Annotated in this window: 17 protein-coding genes; 6 read left to right on the forward strand and 11 right to left on the reverse strand. The window is 66.8% G+C overall.

Annotated elements, in window-relative coordinates; translation table 11 throughout:
- Positions 1–8: 8 nt before the first annotated feature.
- A complete protein-coding gene (locus tag ACWW36_RS25575; protein ID WP_456138738.1) occupies positions 9–404 on the reverse strand; it encodes a VOC family protein in 396 nt (131 codons plus the stop codon).
- Positions 405–429: 25 nt separating this feature from the next.
- Positions 430–894, reverse strand: a complete 465-nt coding sequence (locus tag ACWW36_RS25580) for an SRPBCC family protein (protein ID WP_456138739.1) — start codon at positions 892–894, stop codon at positions 430–432.
- Between the two features lie 177 nt (positions 895–1,071).
- Here ACWW36_RS25580 and ACWW36_RS25585 point away from each other — a divergent pair, with 177 nt between their 5' ends.
- Positions 1,072–2,721 carry a GAF domain-containing protein gene (locus tag ACWW36_RS25585; protein ID WP_456142622.1) on the forward strand — a complete coding sequence of 550 codons (1,650 nt, stop codon included), beginning with the start codon at positions 1,072–1,074 and terminating at the stop codon, positions 2,719–2,721.
- A gap of 55 nt (positions 2,722–2,776) precedes the next feature.
- Here ACWW36_RS25585 and ACWW36_RS25590 read toward each other — a convergent pair whose 3' ends face one another.
- The gene (locus tag ACWW36_RS25590) at positions 2,777–3,145 is read right to left on the reverse strand and encodes an STAS/SEC14 domain-containing protein (protein WP_456138740.1); all 369 of its coding nucleotides are present in this window, start codon (positions 3,143–3,145) and stop codon (positions 2,777–2,779) included.
- Between the two features lie 86 nt (positions 3,146–3,231).
- Here ACWW36_RS25590 and ACWW36_RS25595 point away from each other — a divergent pair, with 86 nt between their 5' ends.
- On the forward strand, positions 3,232–4,188 hold the full coding sequence (locus ACWW36_RS25595) for a 5'-3' exonuclease (protein ID WP_456138741.1): 957 nt from the start codon (positions 3,232–3,234) through the stop codon (positions 4,186–4,188).
- On the opposite strand, the gene ACWW36_RS25600 is transcribed toward ACWW36_RS25595, so the two are convergent.
- From ACWW36_RS25600 to pafA, 8 genes are all read right to left on the reverse strand, one after another.
- Positions 4,181–4,978 carry a DUF4333 domain-containing protein gene (locus tag ACWW36_RS25600; protein ID WP_456138742.1) on the reverse strand — a complete coding sequence of 266 codons (798 nt, stop codon included), beginning with the start codon at positions 4,976–4,978 and terminating at the stop codon, positions 4,181–4,183. The two genes, ACWW36_RS25595 and ACWW36_RS25600, sit on opposite strands and share 8 nt — an antisense overlap.
- 39 nt (positions 4,979–5,017) lie before the next feature.
- The gene (locus ACWW36_RS25605; RefSeq protein ID WP_456138743.1) at positions 5,018–7,765 is read right to left on the reverse strand and encodes a DEAD/DEAH box helicase; all 2,748 of its coding nucleotides are present in this window, start codon (positions 7,763–7,765) and stop codon (positions 5,018–5,020) included.
- The gene (gene tatC / locus ACWW36_RS25610) at positions 7,749–8,699 is read right to left on the reverse strand and encodes a twin-arginine translocase subunit TatC (RefSeq protein WP_456138744.1); all 951 of its coding nucleotides are present in this window, start codon (positions 8,697–8,699) and stop codon (positions 7,749–7,751) included. Before tatC ends, ACWW36_RS25605 begins: the two co-directional genes overlap by 17 nt.
- Positions 8,700–8,745: 46 nt before the next feature.
- A complete protein-coding gene (gene tatA, locus ACWW36_RS25615; RefSeq protein ID WP_456142623.1) occupies positions 8,746–9,024 on the reverse strand; it encodes a Sec-independent protein translocase subunit TatA in 279 nt (92 codons plus the stop codon).
- A 38-nt stretch (positions 9,025–9,062) separates the two neighbouring features.
- Positions 9,063–10,031, reverse strand: a complete 969-nt coding sequence (locus ACWW36_RS25620) for a helix-turn-helix transcriptional regulator (protein WP_456138745.1) — start codon at positions 10,029–10,031, stop codon at positions 9,063–9,065.
- Positions 10,028–11,032, reverse strand: coding sequence for a helix-turn-helix transcriptional regulator (locus tag ACWW36_RS25625; RefSeq protein ID WP_456138746.1), 1,005 nt, complete (start codon positions 11,030–11,032; stop codon positions 10,028–10,030). Before ACWW36_RS25625 ends, ACWW36_RS25620 begins: the two co-directional genes overlap by 4 nt.
- Before the next feature lie 84 nt (positions 11,033–11,116).
- Positions 11,117–12,004, reverse strand: coding sequence for a DUF559 domain-containing protein (locus ACWW36_RS25630; protein WP_456138747.1), 888 nt, complete (start codon positions 12,002–12,004; stop codon positions 11,117–11,119).
- 125 nt (positions 12,005–12,129) lie between these two features.
- Positions 12,130–13,488 carry a Pup--protein ligase gene (pafA, locus tag ACWW36_RS25635; RefSeq protein WP_456138748.1) on the reverse strand — a complete coding sequence of 453 codons (1,359 nt, stop codon included), beginning with the start codon at positions 13,486–13,488 and terminating at the stop codon, positions 12,130–12,132.
- Positions 13,489–13,613: 125 nt separating this feature from the next.
- Here pafA and ACWW36_RS25640 point away from each other — a divergent pair, with 125 nt between their 5' ends.
- From ACWW36_RS25640 to ACWW36_RS25655, 4 genes are read left to right on the forward strand one after another with little or no spacing between them, the layout of a single operon-like run.
- Positions 13,614–14,606: a cupin domain-containing protein gene (locus ACWW36_RS25640; RefSeq protein WP_456138749.1), complete on the forward strand. Its 993-nt coding sequence runs from the start codon at positions 13,614–13,616 to the stop codon at positions 14,604–14,606.
- 51 nt (positions 14,607–14,657) lie between these two features.
- A complete protein-coding gene (locus ACWW36_RS25645; protein WP_456138750.1) occupies positions 14,658–14,933 on the forward strand; it encodes a DUF7162 family protein in 276 nt (91 codons plus the stop codon).
- Positions 14,930–16,507 carry an alpha/beta hydrolase gene (locus ACWW36_RS25650; RefSeq protein ID WP_456138751.1) on the forward strand — a complete coding sequence of 526 codons (1,578 nt, stop codon included), beginning with the start codon at positions 14,930–14,932 and terminating at the stop codon, positions 16,505–16,507. The genes ACWW36_RS25645 and ACWW36_RS25650 overlap by 4 nt, the downstream gene beginning before the upstream one ends.
- A 20-nt stretch (positions 16,508–16,527) precedes the next feature.
- Positions 16,528–17,412 carry an alpha/beta fold hydrolase gene (locus ACWW36_RS25655; protein ID WP_456138752.1) on the forward strand — a complete coding sequence of 295 codons (885 nt, stop codon included), beginning with the start codon at positions 16,528–16,530 and terminating at the stop codon, positions 17,410–17,412.
- The last annotated feature ends 40 nt before the right edge of the window (positions 17,413–17,452 follow it).

Genomic DNA, 17,452 nt, shown 5'->3' on the forward strand with positions numbered 1-17,452 from the left:
CAGTCAGGCTAATCGGGGGCCGAATAGCTGGCGACCTCGATCAGGTTGCCGTCGGGGTCGCGGCAGTAGTGCGACGTCATCGGTCCCAGTGCGCCGGTCTTGGTCACCGGCCCTTCGGTGATGTCCACGCCGCAGGAACGCAAGTGCTCACCGATCGCATCGGGCGTGGCGTCGGCGATGAAGCAGAGGTCGAGCGAACCGGGAGCGTCGATGACGCCGGTCTCCCAGTTCGCGGCACCGGTGGGCCGCAGGTTGACCTTCTGGTTTCCGAAGAGCAGCGCTACGCGGCCGTCGCCGAATACTTCACGTCTCACGCCGAGCACGCGCACATACCAGTCGGCTGTGGTGTCGACGTCGCGGCAATTCAGCACCACATGGTCGATGCGGGCAACGGCGAATCCCATGCCAACACGCTACTGCGCCAACGTGTTAGCGAAGGCGCAACAGCTTTCTCATATTCCTGGCGCGCGGCGCGCGGACGGCATAGCGATCTTCGATGCTGCGTGCCCCGGCGCGGAAGAACCTGCGCACCGCGTCGCTGGCCTCCTTGTCACCGCCCTCGGTCACCGAGAACTGTGCCGTCCATACGACGGTGCACTTGTCCGCACCGCCGTCGCGCACCCGGAACTCGCCGACGAAGTCCGCGATTGGCAGATCACTGGAGGCCACCTCGTATCGGTACAGGCGCTGCACGGGGTCGACTTCGGTCAGCCGCTCCTCCCACCGCCGGCCGTCCACAGTCTCCAGCGTTCGCGTCGCACCCGGCTCCTCACCGTCGCCGTGCGCGTCCGTCAGCATCGGATGCCACCGCGCGATGCATTGAAACGAGCCGATCTCCTGCCACATCGACTCCGCACTGCGACGCACATCGGCAAATACCTGAATGTGTGGCATGCGACGGGATACCCGTCGCCGCCGTCGGCCACTCCTGCCAACACAGCGTTTTGGCGGTTTAGCAGGTCTGTTGGGTTAGCCTTGGGCTAGATGCTCCGGGGATCTGGGGGAAGCGTGGCGGGTGACGGGCGTGACTCAGCATTTTCCGGTTTGGGTCGCCGGGATCTGGTCAGCAACATGCACCAGCAGCTCGACGAGTTGCTGGCAGCACGCGATCAGATGGAGCTGTTGCTGCGCGTAATCGTCCAGATCGGATCGGATCTAGACCTCGACGCCACACTGGACCGGATCGTCACAGCAGCCAGAGAGTTGACCGGGGCACGTTATGGCGCGGTGGCGGTCCGCACTCCCGAGGGCACTCTGACGTCGTTCGTAAACGAGGGCATGGACGTCGACACCGTGCGGCTGATCGGCCATCTGCCGGTCGGCAAGGGACTTCTCGGTGTGAAGCTGGATTCGTCAGACGTATTGCGCCTTGACGACCTCACCGCGCATCCCGCCGCTGGCGGTTTTCCCGAACACCACCCGAAGATGCGGGCGTTCCTCGGTGTGCCAATCACCATTCGGAACACGGTGTTCGGCTCTCTGTACGTCGCCGACGATCGTGAATCGAAGTCGTTCACGCCATCCGACGAGATCGGTGCGCGTGCACTGGCAACCGCGGCGGCGGTGGCGATCGACAATGCGCAGCTGTACGAGCGCATGCGAGCGTCGGCGAAGTGGACGAATGCCAGTCGAGAGATCACTACCGCTCTGCTGTCAGGCGCTGACCCGCAGCTGCGCCCCTTGAAGCTGATCGCCGAGAGGGCGCGGGAGCTCACCGAGGCGGAGCAGGCGATCGTCCTCGTCCCTGCCGACGCCGACGAGCCGGCCGCCGAGGTTGACACGCTGGTGGTTTCCACGGCTGTGGGTCTCTATGCCGAGGAGGTGACCGGGCAGCGTGTCCCGGTCGACGACTCGACGTCCGGCGAGGTGTTTCGTTCCGGCACACCGCTGATCACCGAATCCTTCAGGTATCCCATCCAGGCGTTCACCGATGTGGGCGAGAGGCCGGCGATCGTCATGCCGCTGCGCGCCAACGACACCGTCGTCGGGGTAATCGCGGTGGCGCGCAACACGCAACAGCCACCGTTCGAGCCGATGTATTTGGATCTGGTCAGCGACTTCGCCAGTCACGCCGCGCTGGCGCTGACGCTGGCGCAAAGCCGGGAAACCGCCCGCGAGCTCACGATCCTCGCCGACCGTGAACGCATCGCCCACGACCTGCACGACCACGTCATCCAACGGCTGTTCGCCGCCGGCCTTGACCTTCAAGGGACGGCGGCACGGGCGCGCTCACCCGAGGTGACCAACCGGCTCAACCGCACCATCGACGAGCTCCAAAGCACGATCGAAGACATCCGCTCTGCGATTTTCGGACTTCAGAATCCGCCGGGCGTCGGCGACGATTTGGGCCGGCGTATCCGCGACCTCGTCGCTGACCTGACCGAGAATCGCGACATCTCCACCACTTTGCACATGTCGGGCCCCACGAGCGCCGTCGCGTCCGACATAGCCGAGCACGCCGAAGCCGTCACCACGGAAGCGATCAGCAATGCCGTGCGGCACTCGGGCGCCTCACGCTTGATCGTCGAGCTGGCGGTCGGCGATCAGTTGGTCATCGACATCACCGACAACGGTTGCGGCATCCCCGCCGACAACATGCGCCACAGCGGCCTGGCCAACCTGCACCGCCGCGCCGAGGCGGTCGGCGGCACGTGCCAGATCACCACACCGCCACAGGGCGGCACTCGAATCCGTTGGGCCGCACCAGTAATCGAGCCATAAACCTCGGGCCGATCGAATTATGATGCAGCCCAGGTAATTTGACGTAGGCGCCAGGTCAGCCGGCGGCCCATTCGATAGCCCGGTCAAGCTCGTCGAGCCGAAACAGGGCGAGCTCGCCGGGCACCATCCAGGCGAAGGCGTGCAGCGCGTGGGCGACCCAGTCCATATCGGAGACAACCGCAATTCGCTTGAACGCCGAGTGATGGTGAATCAGGGCACCGAACCCCAACTTCAGGTCCTCGATCAGGCCGCCTGGCCCGAAGCCCTCGTAGTCGGGCGCGATCACCTCGACGATTCTGATTTGGCCGTTTTTCAGAAGGTCCTCCATCGCGGGCTTGAACTCGCGAAGGTCGTCGCCGCGCACGCGGCCCGACACGCGAATCCCCGTCACTCCCTCTGGCATGGCAGGCAGTAGTTCGATCATGGGCCCAATGTCTCACAGTGGCGTGAATCGAGGACTCGAACGCGGCGACGGCCGACCGCGCGCCTTCCCCTGGCAGGATGGCCCGCATGTCCCTGTTGCTGCTCGACGGCGCCAGCATGTGGTTTCGCTCGTATTTCGGCGTGCCATCGTCGATCACGACGCCCGACGGCCGGCCCGTCAACGCGCTGCGCGGCTTTCTCGATGCCGTCGCGACGGTCATCACCCGCGAGCGGCCGACACGTCTGGTGGTGTGCCGCGACGATGACTGGCGGCCACAATGGCGTGTCGACCTGATTCCGTCGTACAAGGCGCACCGCGTCGCCGTCGAAGAGCCGGGCGACGAGCCCGACATCGAAGAGGTGCCCGACGAGCTGATTCCGCAGATCGAATGGATCCTGGAAATCCTGGACGCGTTCGGCATACCGACGGCGGGGGCGCCTGAATCCGAGGCCGACGACGTGCTGGGCACGCTGGTCGCCCGCGAGCGCAAGGACCCGGTGGTCGTGGTCAGTGGTGACCGCGACCTGCTGCAGCTGGTCCGCGACGAACCCGTCGAAGTCCGGGTGCTCTACCTGGGCCGGGGGCTGGCCAAGGCGACGAAATGGGGACCGGCGGAAGTGGCCGACCACTACGGCGTGCCCGTCGACCGCGCTGGCCCGGCCTACGCCGAACTCGCGTTGCTGCGGGGTGACCCGTCTGACGGGCTGCCAGGTGTCCCCGGCGTCGGCGAGAAGACCGCGGCCACGCTGCTGGCCCAGCACGGCTCGTTGGCGGCAATCCTGGAATCCGCCCATGACCCGAAATCGAGGATGTCCAAGGCGTATCGGACCAAGCTGCTCGCGGCGACCGACTACATCGAGGCCGCCGGACCCGTGGTGCAGGTCGCGAGTGACTGCAAGGTCAAGCTGTCGACTTCGTCGGACACGCTGCCGCTGGCCGCCGAACATCCACGCAAGGTCGCCGAACTGGCCGAGCGCTACGGCGTGACGTCGTCGGTCGGGCGGCTACAAGCCGCGCTCGACGGCCTCCCCGGGGCTACTTAGGCCGACCGACCTCGTAGGTGCCCTTGTCGTCCTGGAACGTCACAGTCACCTGACGCTTGGTGCCGTCGACGCTGACCTCGCAGTTGAAGGTTCCGCCCTTCTTCACCGTCGGGCTTTCGCCTTGGTTGCACTTGACGTCCTTGACGTTCTTGGCGCCGTAGCCGTTGGCCTCGTCGGTCAGGATCTGCTGCACGCCGGTCTGCGCGGCGTTGATGTCCAGCTTGGTGGTGACGAAGAAGCCCGGCTTCCAGAACCCGAGCACGAGCACGACGGCGACGATGATCGCGGCCAACAGGCCGATCACGCCGCCGATGACCGCCAATGAACGCTTGGAGCCTTCTTCAGCCCCCGGCGCCTGGTACGGCGGATATTGGCCGTACTGGCCCGGCTGCTGACCGTACTGTCCAGGCTGCTGGCCGTACTGGGCGCCCGGCTGCCCGTATTGCTGGCCGTACTGGGGCTGCCCGTATTGACCGGCGTACTGCTGCGGGTTGTACTCACCCGGCTGCTGGCCGAACTGCTCGGTCGGCGGGTACTGCTGCGGCGGCTGGTATGCCGGCTGCTGGACCCCTTGGCCTGGCTGCTGGTACTGCGGGTACTGCTGCTGTTGCGGGTCGTAGGCGGGCGGCTGCCACGCCGGCGCGGCCTGGGTGGGCTGCTGCTCGGCTCCGGAGGTCGGCGGCTGCCACGCCTGGTTGCCCGACGGCTCGCTTGACGGCTGGTCCTTGCCGGGCTCGGGCTGTTGACCGGGCCACGGCTGCGTCGGATCAGATCCTTGCGGTCCGCTCATGTCTCTCCTCGCTCATGGATCGCGCTGCTGGCGAACACACTACCCGGCATCAACAGCCACGACGCCGCGTCGAACGTCGGCGATTGCGCGTTTCGCGGTGGCGCGCATCGCCGGTGTCGGCGCGGCGTTGCGGACCTGGTCCAGCAGGTCGAGGACTTGGCGGCACCACCGCACGAAATCGCCTGCTGATAGCGGTGACCCACTGCCGGCGGCATCGGATGCGGCGAGCGCGCTGGTCAGGTCGCCGGTCGTGGCCCAGCGGTAGACGGCGGGCACGAAACCGTCGTCCGGCTCCCGGCTTTGGGTGATGCGATGCCGCTGCTCGTCGGCGCGCAGTTCCGTCCACAGCCTGCGCGTCTGGTTCAGGGCACGTCGCAGCTTGCCCGTCGGCACGTTGATGCCATCCGGCGCGCCGGGCGCGTCGCCGCGAGATTCGTAGAGAACCGACGACAGCACGGCCGCAAGCTCGGCCGCGTCCAGGCCTTCCCAGGTGCCACTGCGCAGGCATTCGGCGACCAATAGGTCGCTCTCGCTGTAGATCCGGGCGAGCAGCCGCCCGTCGTCGGTGACCTTCGGGTCACCATCACCGGACTCGATGAATCCGCGTTCGGTCAGCAGCACGACGATTCGGTCGAAGGTGCGGGCAAGCGAGTTGGTTGCCGCGGCGACCTTCTGGCGGATTTGTTCGTTGTCACGTTCGATGCGCAGATACCGTTCTGCCAGCCGGACATTGGCTTCGCGGTCGGGCAGCTGGTGTGCGCGATGGCGGCGCAATTGTTCTCGCAGCACGGCCAATTCGGGATCGATGTCGCGCTCGGTCGGCGGGCCGCTGCGCTTGGCCTTGACCGATGGCGCATCCAGCCCGGCGGCCGCGGAGCGCAGCGCCGACGCGAGATCGCGTCGCGCCCGCGGGTTGCGATGTTCGACGCGCTTCGGCAGCTGCATCGACCCCAACGGCTCGGACGCCCCCGAGTAGTCGGCCGACGAAATCCTTCCCGCCCAACGGTGTTCGGTCAGCACGAGCGGCCGCGGGTCGTCGCTGTCGCGGTCGGCGTCGAGCACGACGGCCAGCCCGCCGCGGCGGCCGTGGGTGATGGTGATGATGTCGCCGCGGCGCAGCGCGGCCAGTGCGTCGTTGGCGGCTTTGCGACGTTGCAGTCGCGATGCCCGCGACTGGGCGCGTTCACGTTCCGAGATCTGAGCCCGCAGCCGCGCGTAGTCGAGGATCGACGAGTCGTGACCACCGAGTTCGCCTGCGATCTCGTCGAGAATCGCTTCACCGCGCTCGATGGCGCGCACCTGCCCGACCACGGAGCGGTCGGCCTGGTATTGCGCGAACGACGCCTCCAGCAGTTTGTGCGCCTGCGTCGGCCCCATGTGGTTCACCAGGTTGATGGTCATGTTGTACGACGGCGCAAACGAACTGCGCAGCGGGAAGGTGCGGGTGGACGCGAGCCCAGCCACCTCGGCAGGGTCGGCGGTGCTGTCGTTGGGGTTCCACAGCACGACCGCGTGGCCTTCGACGTCGATGCCGCGCCGGCCGGCGCGACCCGTCAGCTGCGTGTACTCCCCCGGTGTCAGCGGCACATGTTGCTCGCCGTTGTACTTGACCAGCCGCTCGAGTACCACCGTGCGTGCCGGCATATTGATACCCAAAGCCAATGTCTCCGTGGCGAATACGGCCTTCACCAGCCCGGCGGTAAACAGTTCTTCCACGGTGTGGCGGAACGTCGGCAGCATCCCGGCGTGGTGGGCGGCCAGTCCGCGCAGCAGACCCTCGCGCCATTCGTGGTAGTCGAGCACGATGAGGTCGGCCTCGTTGAGGTCGGCGGTCCGACGGTCGACCACCTCGGCGATGCGAGCGCGCTCCTCGTCGGTGGTCAGCCGCAGCGAGGACCGCAGGCATTGCTTGACGGCGGCGTCGCAGCCGGCGCGGGAGAACACGAATGTGATGGCTGGCAGCAATTCCTCACGGCCGAGCGTGGCGATGACATCGGGCCGCGGCGGCGGCCGGTACATCGTCGGGCGTCCGCGGCCGCGGCCACGCGGATTCCAGTCGGTGAGCCGGTCCGCCTCGCGGCGATGGGCGATGTGGCGCAACAGCTCCGGGTCGACGAGCAGCTCTCGGCCCGATTTCGCCGACGCGCGGTAGTCGAAAAGGTCGAACAGCCGCTTGCCCACCAACACGTGCTGCCACAACGGAACCGGACGGTGTTCGTCGACCACCACGGTCGTGTCGCCGCGCACGGTCTGAATCCAGCCGCCGAACTCCTCGGCATTGCTGACCGTCGCCGACAGGCTGACCAGCCGCACGTCGTCGGGCAGGTGCAGGATCACCTCCTCCCACACCGCACCGCGCATCCGATCGGCCAGGAAGTGCACTTCGTCCATCACGACATACGAAAGGCCGTACAACGCAGGCGAATTCGCATACAACATATTGCGAAGCACTTCGGTGGTCATCACCACGACGTCGGCATCGCCGTTGATGGACTGGTCACCGGTGAGCAGACCGATCTTCTCAGGGCCGTATCGGGCCACCAGGTCGTTGTGTTTCTGGTTGCTCAGCGCCTTGATTGGCGTGGTGTAGAAGCACTTTCGGCCCGCTGCCAGCGCCAGGTGCACAGCGAACTCGCCGACCACGGTCTTGCCTGCGCCGGTCGGTGCGCAGACCAGGACGCCGTGCCCGTTCTCCAATGCCTGACACGACCGGAGCTGAAAGTCGTCGAGCGCAAAGGGCAACTGCTCGACGAAGCCAGCCAGCTGGCCGTCAGGTGGCGTCGTCATCGACCACAAGTCGCGCCGGCGTCGGCACGGCGGTCGGCGGTTCGATCGGCTCGACGGTGCCGATCGGCGAGGCCTGGTCCTCTGGCACGTCTGCGAGGGCCTCACGGCGGGCCTTGCGCTTGTCGTGCACCCGGGCGAACTGGATCGCAATCTCGAGCAGTAGGGACAACGCCATCGCGAGCGCCAGCATCGAGAACGGATCCGAGCCGGGTGTGGCGAACGCGGCAAACACGAACAGTCCGAAGATCATTCCGCGACGCCACGATTTGAGCCGCGCATAGGTCAGCACCCCGACCAAGTTGAGCATGATGATCAGAAGCGGGAACTCGAAGCTGATGCCGAACACCAGCAGCAAGTTGATCAGGAAGCCGAAGTACTGTTCGCCGGACAACGCGGTGACTTGCACGTCGCTGCCGACGGTCAACAGGAAGCCCAGAGCCTTCGACAGAACGACGTAGGCCAGCACCGCCCCGCAGATGAACAGCGTCGCGCCGACGCCGACGAACGCGATCGCGAACCGACGCTCCTTGCGGTACAGCCCGGGCGTGATGAACGCCCACAGCTGATACAGCCACACCGGGCAGGCCATCACGATGCCGGCCGTGAGGCCCACTTTGAGGCGGAGCATGAACTGGTCGAACGGGGCGGTGGCAAGGAGCCGGCATTCACCGTTGGGGGCGATGGTCGCGCGCGACGACGCGGGCAAGCGACAGTACGGCCCGCGCAGCCAGTCCCCGAGACTGGGCAGCCCGAAGACGCCGTGGCTGTACCAGAAGAACCCGACGATCGTCGTCACCACGATCGCGGCCACGGCGATCAGCAACCTTGTGCGCAGCTCATGGAGATGCTCGACGAGCGACATCGTGCCGTCGGGATTCACGCGCGACCGACGTCGGCGAGGATCGAGTTTCTTGAAAAGTCCGGGGGTGCGCACGGGTTATCGACGCCGCGTCATGCTGCGGCCATGGAGTCGGCGGAGGTCAGGCCGTGTGTTTGTCCGACGGCTGCTGCGGGGTTTGGGGAGCCGCTTGGCCGGCGACGTCGGGCCCCGCTGCGGGGGTGTCGGCGCGTTCCGACGCGATGGGCGTAGCCGGCGGCGTCTCCGGCTTGGCATCCGTTCGCATCTCCTTGACCTCGGACTTGAAGATCCGCATCGATTGTCCGAGCGAACGCGCTGCGTCCGGGAGCTTCTTGGCACCGAAGAGCAGCACGAATATCGCGATCACGATCACCCAGTGCCAGGGTTGTAGACCGCCCAATTTGGTCACCTCCAGACGTCAAGGCCCGAGTCTACTCGTCAGACCCCGCCGGCTCCGACTTCGTAGGCGCTCAGCGCGGCCGCCGCCGATTCGCGGACCCGAGCCGCCAGCGTCTCGGGTTCGAGCACGCGGACCGCGGATCCGAAGCCCAGCACGAAACGGGCCATCCAGTCTTCGGAGGCGTAGGTCATCGCCGCTTCGCAGGCTCCGTCGGGGAGCTCGCGGATCACCCGAAGCGGGTAATAGTCGAACATCCACGACGCCGACTTCTCGATCGAGAGCTTCGCCGACGGCAGCGACGGATCCGCGTCGAAGAGCGACGTGTCGGGGCCGGCCTGGACAGCCGGCGGCGGCGGTGCCGACGGCTCGTCGAGCACACGTGCGTCCACAATGCGGTCGAACCGGAACAGCCGCACTCCCTCAGCCGATCGGCACCATGCCTCCAGGTAACTGTGGTCGGCGACCAGCACCACCCGGATCGGGTCGACGACCCGGCTCGTCAGTACGTCATGGGAGGCCGAGTAGTACTCGATCGTCAGGGCGCGACCGTTTCGCACGGCAGCGCGGACGGCGGCGGCCGCCTCGCTTTCCACCGGCGCGCGTTCGTCGACCGCGGCCTCGGCGCCCTGGCCGACTGTGCCCGCGGCGGATTCGATCTTGGCGATCGCGCTGCGCGCGGCCTCGGGGTCGACCATGCCCGGCACATCGACGAGTGCCCGCAGCGCCACCAGCACCCCGGTCGCTTCCGGCGATGTCAGCCGCAGCGGATGATCGATGCCCGCGGTGAACGTGACTTCGATTGTGTCGCCGGAGAATTCGAAGTCGATCAAGTCGCCAGGGCCGTAGCCGGGCAACCCGCACATCCACAGCTGGTTGAGGTCGTCGCGCAGCTGTTTGATGGTCACGCCAAGCTCGGAGGCCGCTTCGGCATAGGTGATCCTCGGGTTGGCCTGAAAATACGGAACCATGTTCAGCAGCCGCACCAAGCGTGTCGACACGGCTGTCATGTTCTCACCTCGTCCGCCTGGCCGGCCTGGGCGCGAAGGCGCGCCAGCACGTCGTCGCGCAACGACTGCGGTTCGAGCGCGACGGCGTCGGCACCGTAGCTGGCGATTTCGCGGGCCAGCCGGTCCAACATCCCCATGTCGAGCGTGATCTCCTCGCCCGCACGGCCACCGAGCGTCCTGGGGCCGACCACCGTTGCCTGACGGCGCAGCGCGGTGGCCCGCCCTTCGGCGACCCAGACCCGCGCCTGCCCGCCGGTCGGCCACTCGGCCACCGCGCGGTCGACGATCTCTCGCAGGTTGACCCCTTCGGGGCGCTTGACCGCGCCGGACGGGCCGATCGGGGTGACGTCGGCGCCAATGCGGGACAGCCGGAAGGTCCGGGTGGCGTCGCGGTCGCGGTCGTGGCCCACGAGGTACCAACGGCCCCTATGGGTGACGACACCCCAGGGCTCCACGGTGCGCGTCGTATAAGGCTCGCTGCGGGACGACCGGTGCGGGAACTGCACGGCCTGACCGGAATCGATGGCGGACAACAGGATTCCGAGAACTTCCTCGGAACCGCGCAGCCCCGGCAGGGCCGCGGCCGAGGTGATCGCGACGCCCGCGTCGGCGGCCTCGACGTCCACGCCGGCCGCGCGCAGCTTGAGCAGTGCGCCCTGGGTGGCGGTGATCAGTTCCGGTGACTCCCAGAGCTGCGTGGCCACGGCGACCGCGGCGGCCTCGTCCGCGGTGAGTTCGACGGCCGGAAGCGCGTAGGCCTTGCGATTGATGCGGTAGCCCTCGGTCGGGTCGAACTGCGACACCCGCCCTGTTTCCAGCGGAATGCCCAGGTCCCGCAGTTCGTTCTTGTCGCGCTCGAACATGCGGGAGAACGCTTCGTCGGTGGCGTCGTCCGAGTAGCCGTACACGGTCTCGCGGATCCGTTCGGCGGTGATGAAGGTGTGGGTCGACAGCAGCGCGATGACAAGGTTCATCAGCCGTTCGACTTTGGAGATCGCCACTTGGCACAGCCTAGTGTGGGTGGGCCGTGGCGAGCGCTCAGCCTGGTACGGAATTTCGCGTCCGAACCGTACGCACACTAGCGCTCACGCAGCATCAATCCGCGCAAGTTGGGCATCGATGCGGCGCACCATCACATCGGGCTGCCTTCGCACGTCGTCGCTGACGATGGACAACACCCGCCAGCCGATCTCTTCGAGGGCAGCCCTCTTCTGGCGATCCTTTCGTAGCGCTTCTCGCGAACTGTGCCAATCGAATCCGTCGAATTCAACCGCGACCCGGCGATCCGGCCAGGCAAAGTCGACTCGCCACAGTCTCCCGTCCCGGTCCACAATCTCGTACTGCAGAAGGGGTTCTGGCAGTCCTCCGTCGAGCATGACAAGACGGGCCTCGCTTTCCATCGGTGACTCGGCCTCCGGCCGGGCCAGCGGTATGAGTTCGCGGACCACGACTATTCCGCGCCGGCCTGCCTGGGCCTTCGCGGCTCCTACGAGGTCGCGGCGATCGCAGTATTGGCTGCGCAAGGCTGCGTCGAGCGTCGCCAACGCACGCGGCCGGCGCAAGCTCCGCGCGACCTCGACGGCCGTCCAGCTTGGCGTGGTGAGCGGACGGCAGCGGTGGCTGGTGAGTGGTGCGCCTTCCCGCCGGTGCACTTTGAGCCCGGCGTACTCACGCAACAGATGGCCCTGCGGGTTGAGGACGTGCAATTCGGTGACGTCCTCCGTGTCGAATCCGAAGATTGCCGCTGCGGTGCCTAAACACACCGCGACCTGTTCACCGCAGCGGACGTCTATTCCGCTTAGCCGAGTGAAAACGTCCGGTGCACCAATGCTGTAGATGCCCGGAAAGATCCTGACCAGATCGGAGCTGCGGAGCCGACGCTGCATACCGCGGCGGGTCAGATGGTCGAGGATCTGCGAATAGGTGGCGACTCCGCCCTGCGCGGCGAACACGGCGCTGAGTTCCGGCGGCATTCCGGCATTGTGGGATGCGCCGGGGTGTGGCCGCCAATGCGGCTTGTGCATAACCGGCGAGCGCTCACTTATGTACGGAGTTCAGCCCGAAAACCGTACGTAGCTGAGCGCTCGCGGGTGGTTGGCTACATCGAAGCGATCAGCCGCTTGACCCGCTCGTCGACCGAGCGGAACGGGTCCTTGCACAGCACGGTCCGCTGCGCCTGGTCGTTGAGCTTGAGGTGCACCCAGTCGACGGTGAAGTCCCGGCCCGCTTCCTGTGCGGCGCTGATGAACTCGCCGCGCAGCTTGGCCCTCGTGGTCTGCGGCGGGGTGTTGACCGCGGCCTCGATGTCCTCGTCGGTGGTGACGCGGGCCGCCAGGCCCTTGCGCTGCAACAGGTCGAACACGCCGCGACCACGCTTGATGTCGTGGTACGCCAGATCCAGCTGGCTGATCTTCGGATCGGACAGCTCCATGTTGTAGCGGTCCTGATAGCGCTGGAACAGCTTGCGCTTGATCACCCAGTCGATCTCGGTATCGACCTTGGCGAAGTCCTGGCTCTCCACCGCGTCGAGCTGGCGACCCCACAGGTCGACGACCTGCTCGATCTGCGAATTGGGCTCGCGAGTCTGCAGGTACTCGACGGCGCGCTGGTAGTACTCGCGCTGAATGTCGAGCGCGCTGGCCTGCCTGCCGCCCGCCAACCGCACCGGGCGCCTGCCGGTGAGGTCGTGGCTGACCTCGCGGATCGCGCGGATGGGGTTGTCCAGCGAGAAGTCGCGGAACGCCACACCGGCCTCGATCATCTCCAGCACCAGCGAGGCCGTACCGACCTTGAGCATCGTCGTGGACTCGCACATGTTCGAGTCGCCCACTATTACGTGCAGCCGCCGGTACTTCTCGGCATCGGCGTGCGGCTCGTCGCGTGTGTTGATTATCGGCCGCGACCGCGTCGTCGCCGAGGACACGCCCTCCCAGATGTGCTCGGCACGCTGGGACAAGCAGAACGTCGCGGCCTTGGGGGTCTGCAGCACCTTGCCCGCACCGCAGATGAGCTGGCGGGTGACCAGGAACGGCAACAGTACATCGGAGATGCGGGAGAACTCGCCTGCCCGCACGATCAGGTAGTTCTCGTGGCAGCCGTAGGAGTTCCCGGCCGAGTCGGTGTTGTTCTTGAACAAATAGATGTCGCCGCCGATGCCCTCGTCGGCCAGCCGCTGCTCGGCGTCGATCAGCAGGTCTTCCAGCACCCGCTCGCCGGCGCGATCGTGGGTCACCAACTGGGTCAGGCTGTCGCACTCAGCGGTGGCGTACTCGGGGTGGCTGCCCACATCGAGATACAACCGCGCGCCGTTGCGTAAGAAAACATTGGAACTGCGGCCCCACGACACCACCCGCCGGAATAGGTAGCGGGCAACCTCGTCGGGACTGAGCCGGCGATGGCCATGGAACGTGCAGGTGACACCGAATTCGGTCTCGATGCCCATGATTCGTCGCTGCACGTCATCGAGACTACTGGTTGCTCGCCCGGCGCGGCGCGCAAGCCGCGCCGAAGCCGCCATGGGGCCCCGCGAATTCTCACAGATTCGTCAATTTGCGGTTCAACAGATTCCTAGACTCGTTTGCCATGCAGCTTCCCGCTCGCTACAGCGACCCGTACCGCGCGCGTCACCGAACTGGCGCCCAGATCCGCGCGAACGGTGCGATCGGTTCACTCAACGACGGCGTGGAGACCGAAATCCACGGCGTCAGTACACGGTTGATCGCCTGGCCGGGGACCGGTTTTCAAACGCAGGCCGTGCACGTGCTGACGCTCGCCGCGGGGCAGCAGACCGAGATGCACAGCTACGGGTTGGCAGAGGAGGCCGTGCTGGCCGTGCAGGGCGACGGCGAAGCCTACGTCCGCGGCGAGTGGGTTCGGTTCCGCCCTGGCGATATGGCGTTCTTCCCGCCTCCGGTTGAGCACGCGATCAGAGCGACGCCCGACGGCCCAGGACTCGTCGCGGTCGCGTCGATCTCGCCGCCCGAATTCGAGCTGTACGAGGGTGCGGGTCTGTACAACCGCCAGTACGGGGTCATCAACAGTGAGGCCGCATGGTTCGCGCGCAGCAACGCCGCCTCTGGGAACCTGAGCGGGCCGTCGCAGCTGGCATTCCATGACTCCGATGCCGCGGTCCGCGCGGAGAACCTGACGGTCGACGAAATTCGCAGTGGTGGAGCGCTTTTCAACGTCTTCAGCGGAGCGAAGATCGATGTCATCGAGGCGCCGATGGTGTTCGTGCTGTGGCCGGGCTACGGACCGCGCTCAACGGGATTCCATTTCGCCAACGGCGACGAGGGGTTGACCACCGCCGTGCATACACATCCGGCGTCCGACGAATGCGTGGTGCTGTGGGATGGGAACGCCAAGGCCTGGGCGCAGGGAGCGTGGCACGACATGGAGCAGTTCGACGTGGTATTCGCCCCATGCGGAGTGGAACACGGCATCAGCATGGTTCTCGGCGAAGCGCTGTGGGGTGGCTTCGCGGCACCACCTCAACTCGACCTCTACGCCCGCACGCCGTATTACAAGGGCACCGGCACATTCGACTACGTGCCGTTCGGCCGCCTCGACGCCTGAGGCCTGTGGATAACTTCTGCGAGCGCAGCCTCAGATCTGCCAGCATGAGGCATGGGGGGACGAACGGAAGTCGATCTGACACAGCTGCGAAGTGTGGCCAACCGCGTAATGCAGGCCGCCGACTCCATCGCCGAGATGCGTTGGCCCGAACTGGATCCCGACGACCTGCAGGGGTCGGCAGTCGGAAACGTCGCCGCGCCTGACCTCGTCGCAGCCCGGCTCACGGATGTGGTCGCCAATATGCGGGGCTGGGCGGTGGCCGCGCACATGTCGGCCGATGCCATGGAGCGGGCCGACCGCCGCAACGGCGACCGCTTCGGGCGGTGAGACCGAAAGTCTCGCAGGCCGAGGCGTGGCGGCCTGACGCACTGAGCCGACTGGCCGACGGCTGGGACGAGGCGACGCGCCAGCTGTCGGCCCATGTCGATGCCGTCATGGCCGACATCGGTCGCAGCCGTGACTACTGGACCGGTGCCGCCGCCGACGCGGCGAGACGCGACGCAGACAGCATCGCCGCGGCCGGTGACGCCGCGGCTCGGTCGTTGGTCGTGGCGTCGGTCGCCGCGCGCGACGGCGCCGAGCAGATCACGAAGGCCCGCGACGACGTGAAGGCGCAGACCGCCAAGGCGCGCGACGACGGGTACGCAATCGGCGACGACGGAACAGTGACGATCCGGGCCGGCCCGGTGCCCGTTCTCGTCGCACTGTCGGGCGGCGACGTCCACGTGGCTCACGACATGCTCGCGTTGCGCGCCGCCGCACTGACTGACCAGGTGGTCGACGCGCTGAACCGGCTGGGCGCCGCCGATGCCGATGCCGCGCACGACATCAGGGAGGCCCTCGCATCGTCGCCGCTCCCCCGGCCCGCCGCTACCGTCCCCGCCAGCGCCTGGCCGACGATGAGCCAGGACAGGATCGCCGATCAGGTCGCCACGATGACCGTCGAGCAGCGCGACCGGCTCGTGGCCGAATTCCCGCATCAGGTCGGCAACACCGACGGCGTGCCGTGGGACATGCGCATCGCGGCGAATCGCCTCAACATCGCACAGGCGATCCTCGACGAGCCCGGTGACAACCCGGATTCGTTGCGGCGCAAGGACTTCTATCGCAGCCTGCTCGGCGAGGTCGACGACCCGGCCGGCACGGGCCGTCGAATCGGCCGGCAGATTCTGGCGTTCGATCCCAACCGCGCCGAACTGGTGGAGCTCAACGGAAATTTGTCGGCGGCCAGAAGCGTCGCCGTCCTGGTCCCCGGGCTGAACACTTCGATCGAAGGCTCAGCCGCCAATACCCAGACTGCCAGGCGATTCGTCTCGGCGACACGCGGCGACGTTGCGGTCATCACGTATCTGGGTGGCCCTTTCCCGCAGGGGAGCAATGTGGCGACGGCGCTCGTCGACGCCGCAGACCCGCGGTACGCGCTGAACATGGCGCCGCGGCTGGTGGCGTTTTCCGAAGACGTCGACCGGACCGTCGATGCGACGGGTCGGCCGGTACCCGTGACCTACATCGGCCATTCGTACGGCGGGTCCATCGTCGGCACCGCGGAGGCGTTGGGCCTCACTTCGGACCGGACACTGTTCGTCGCGGCCGCCGGTGCGGGTGTCGGCGTCGACGACCCCGGCGACTGGCACAACCGCAACCCAGATGTGCTGCGTTTCTCGATGACCGCGCCCGGTGACTTCATCGAGGCCGTGCAGGGCATTCCCGGCGGCCCACACGGCGCGGATCCCGACGAGATGCCCGGCGTAATCCGTTTGGCCACAGGACATTATGACGACGGCCGGCTGATGGCCGGCCCGCAGGCCCATTCCGATGTGCTGAATTGGCCGTCGGATGCGTGGCGAAACATCCTGGCGGTCATCACCGGTGATCGCGAAACCTTGCACAAAGCCGGGTGATTGATGACAAGAATGGGCGGATGTGGTCGCGCAGCGCCCCAGTGGACGGGTTCCGGCTGGCCTTCGACCGATTCGGGCGCACCGGCGCTCCACCCGTGGTGTTGCTGCACGGATGGCCGGGCAACCGCCACGACTACCGCCGGGTGGTTCCGTTACTCGGCGACATCGCCGATGTCGTCGTCCCCGATCTCCGCGGCTTCGGCGGTTCAGACAAGCACGAGGTCGCGGTGCGCCACTTCTACAGCGCGACCGCCCAAGCCAGCAGCGTGATCGGGCTGATCAAGGAGCTCGGCCTGACCGATGTCGTGCTGGCGGGCTACGACGTGGGCAGCCGTGTGGCACAGAGTGTGGCCCGGATGCAACCCGACCTCGTGTCATCGCTTGTGTTGTCACCCCCGTTGCCCGGTGCCGGCGACCGTGTCTTGACCGCACAGGCGCAGGGCGAGTTCTGGTATCAGGCCTTCCACCAGCTGCCGCTGGCCGCGCAGCTGATCGACGGCAATCCCGACGCCGTTCGCGAGTATCTGCGGCATTTCTGGAACCATTGGTCGGGGCCGAATTTCGTTCTCTCCGAGGACGAGCTGGACCGACTGACATCCGACTACGCCCTTCCTGGCTCATTCACCGCGTCGATCGCGTGGTACCGCACGGGCGCGGGGATGATCGCGCAGTCGCTCACCGAGCTGCCACCCGAGCGCGCCATCAAGATTCACGTGCCGACGGATGTGCTTTGGCCGCAACATGATCCGCTGTTCCCACGCGACTGGGCGGATCGCCTCGAGTACTACTTCACCGATGTGCGGCTGCACCTGGCCGACGGTGTCGGGCATTTCACCCCGTTGGAGGCGGCCGACCAGTTCGCGGAGCTCATCCTCATCCGTGCCCGACCCCGCGAAGTCGGCTAGCGAGCCCGCAGGCCGTCGAGCGGACGAAGCGATGACCTTC

Source organism: Mycobacterium sp. MMS18-G62, from assembly GCF_053877835.1.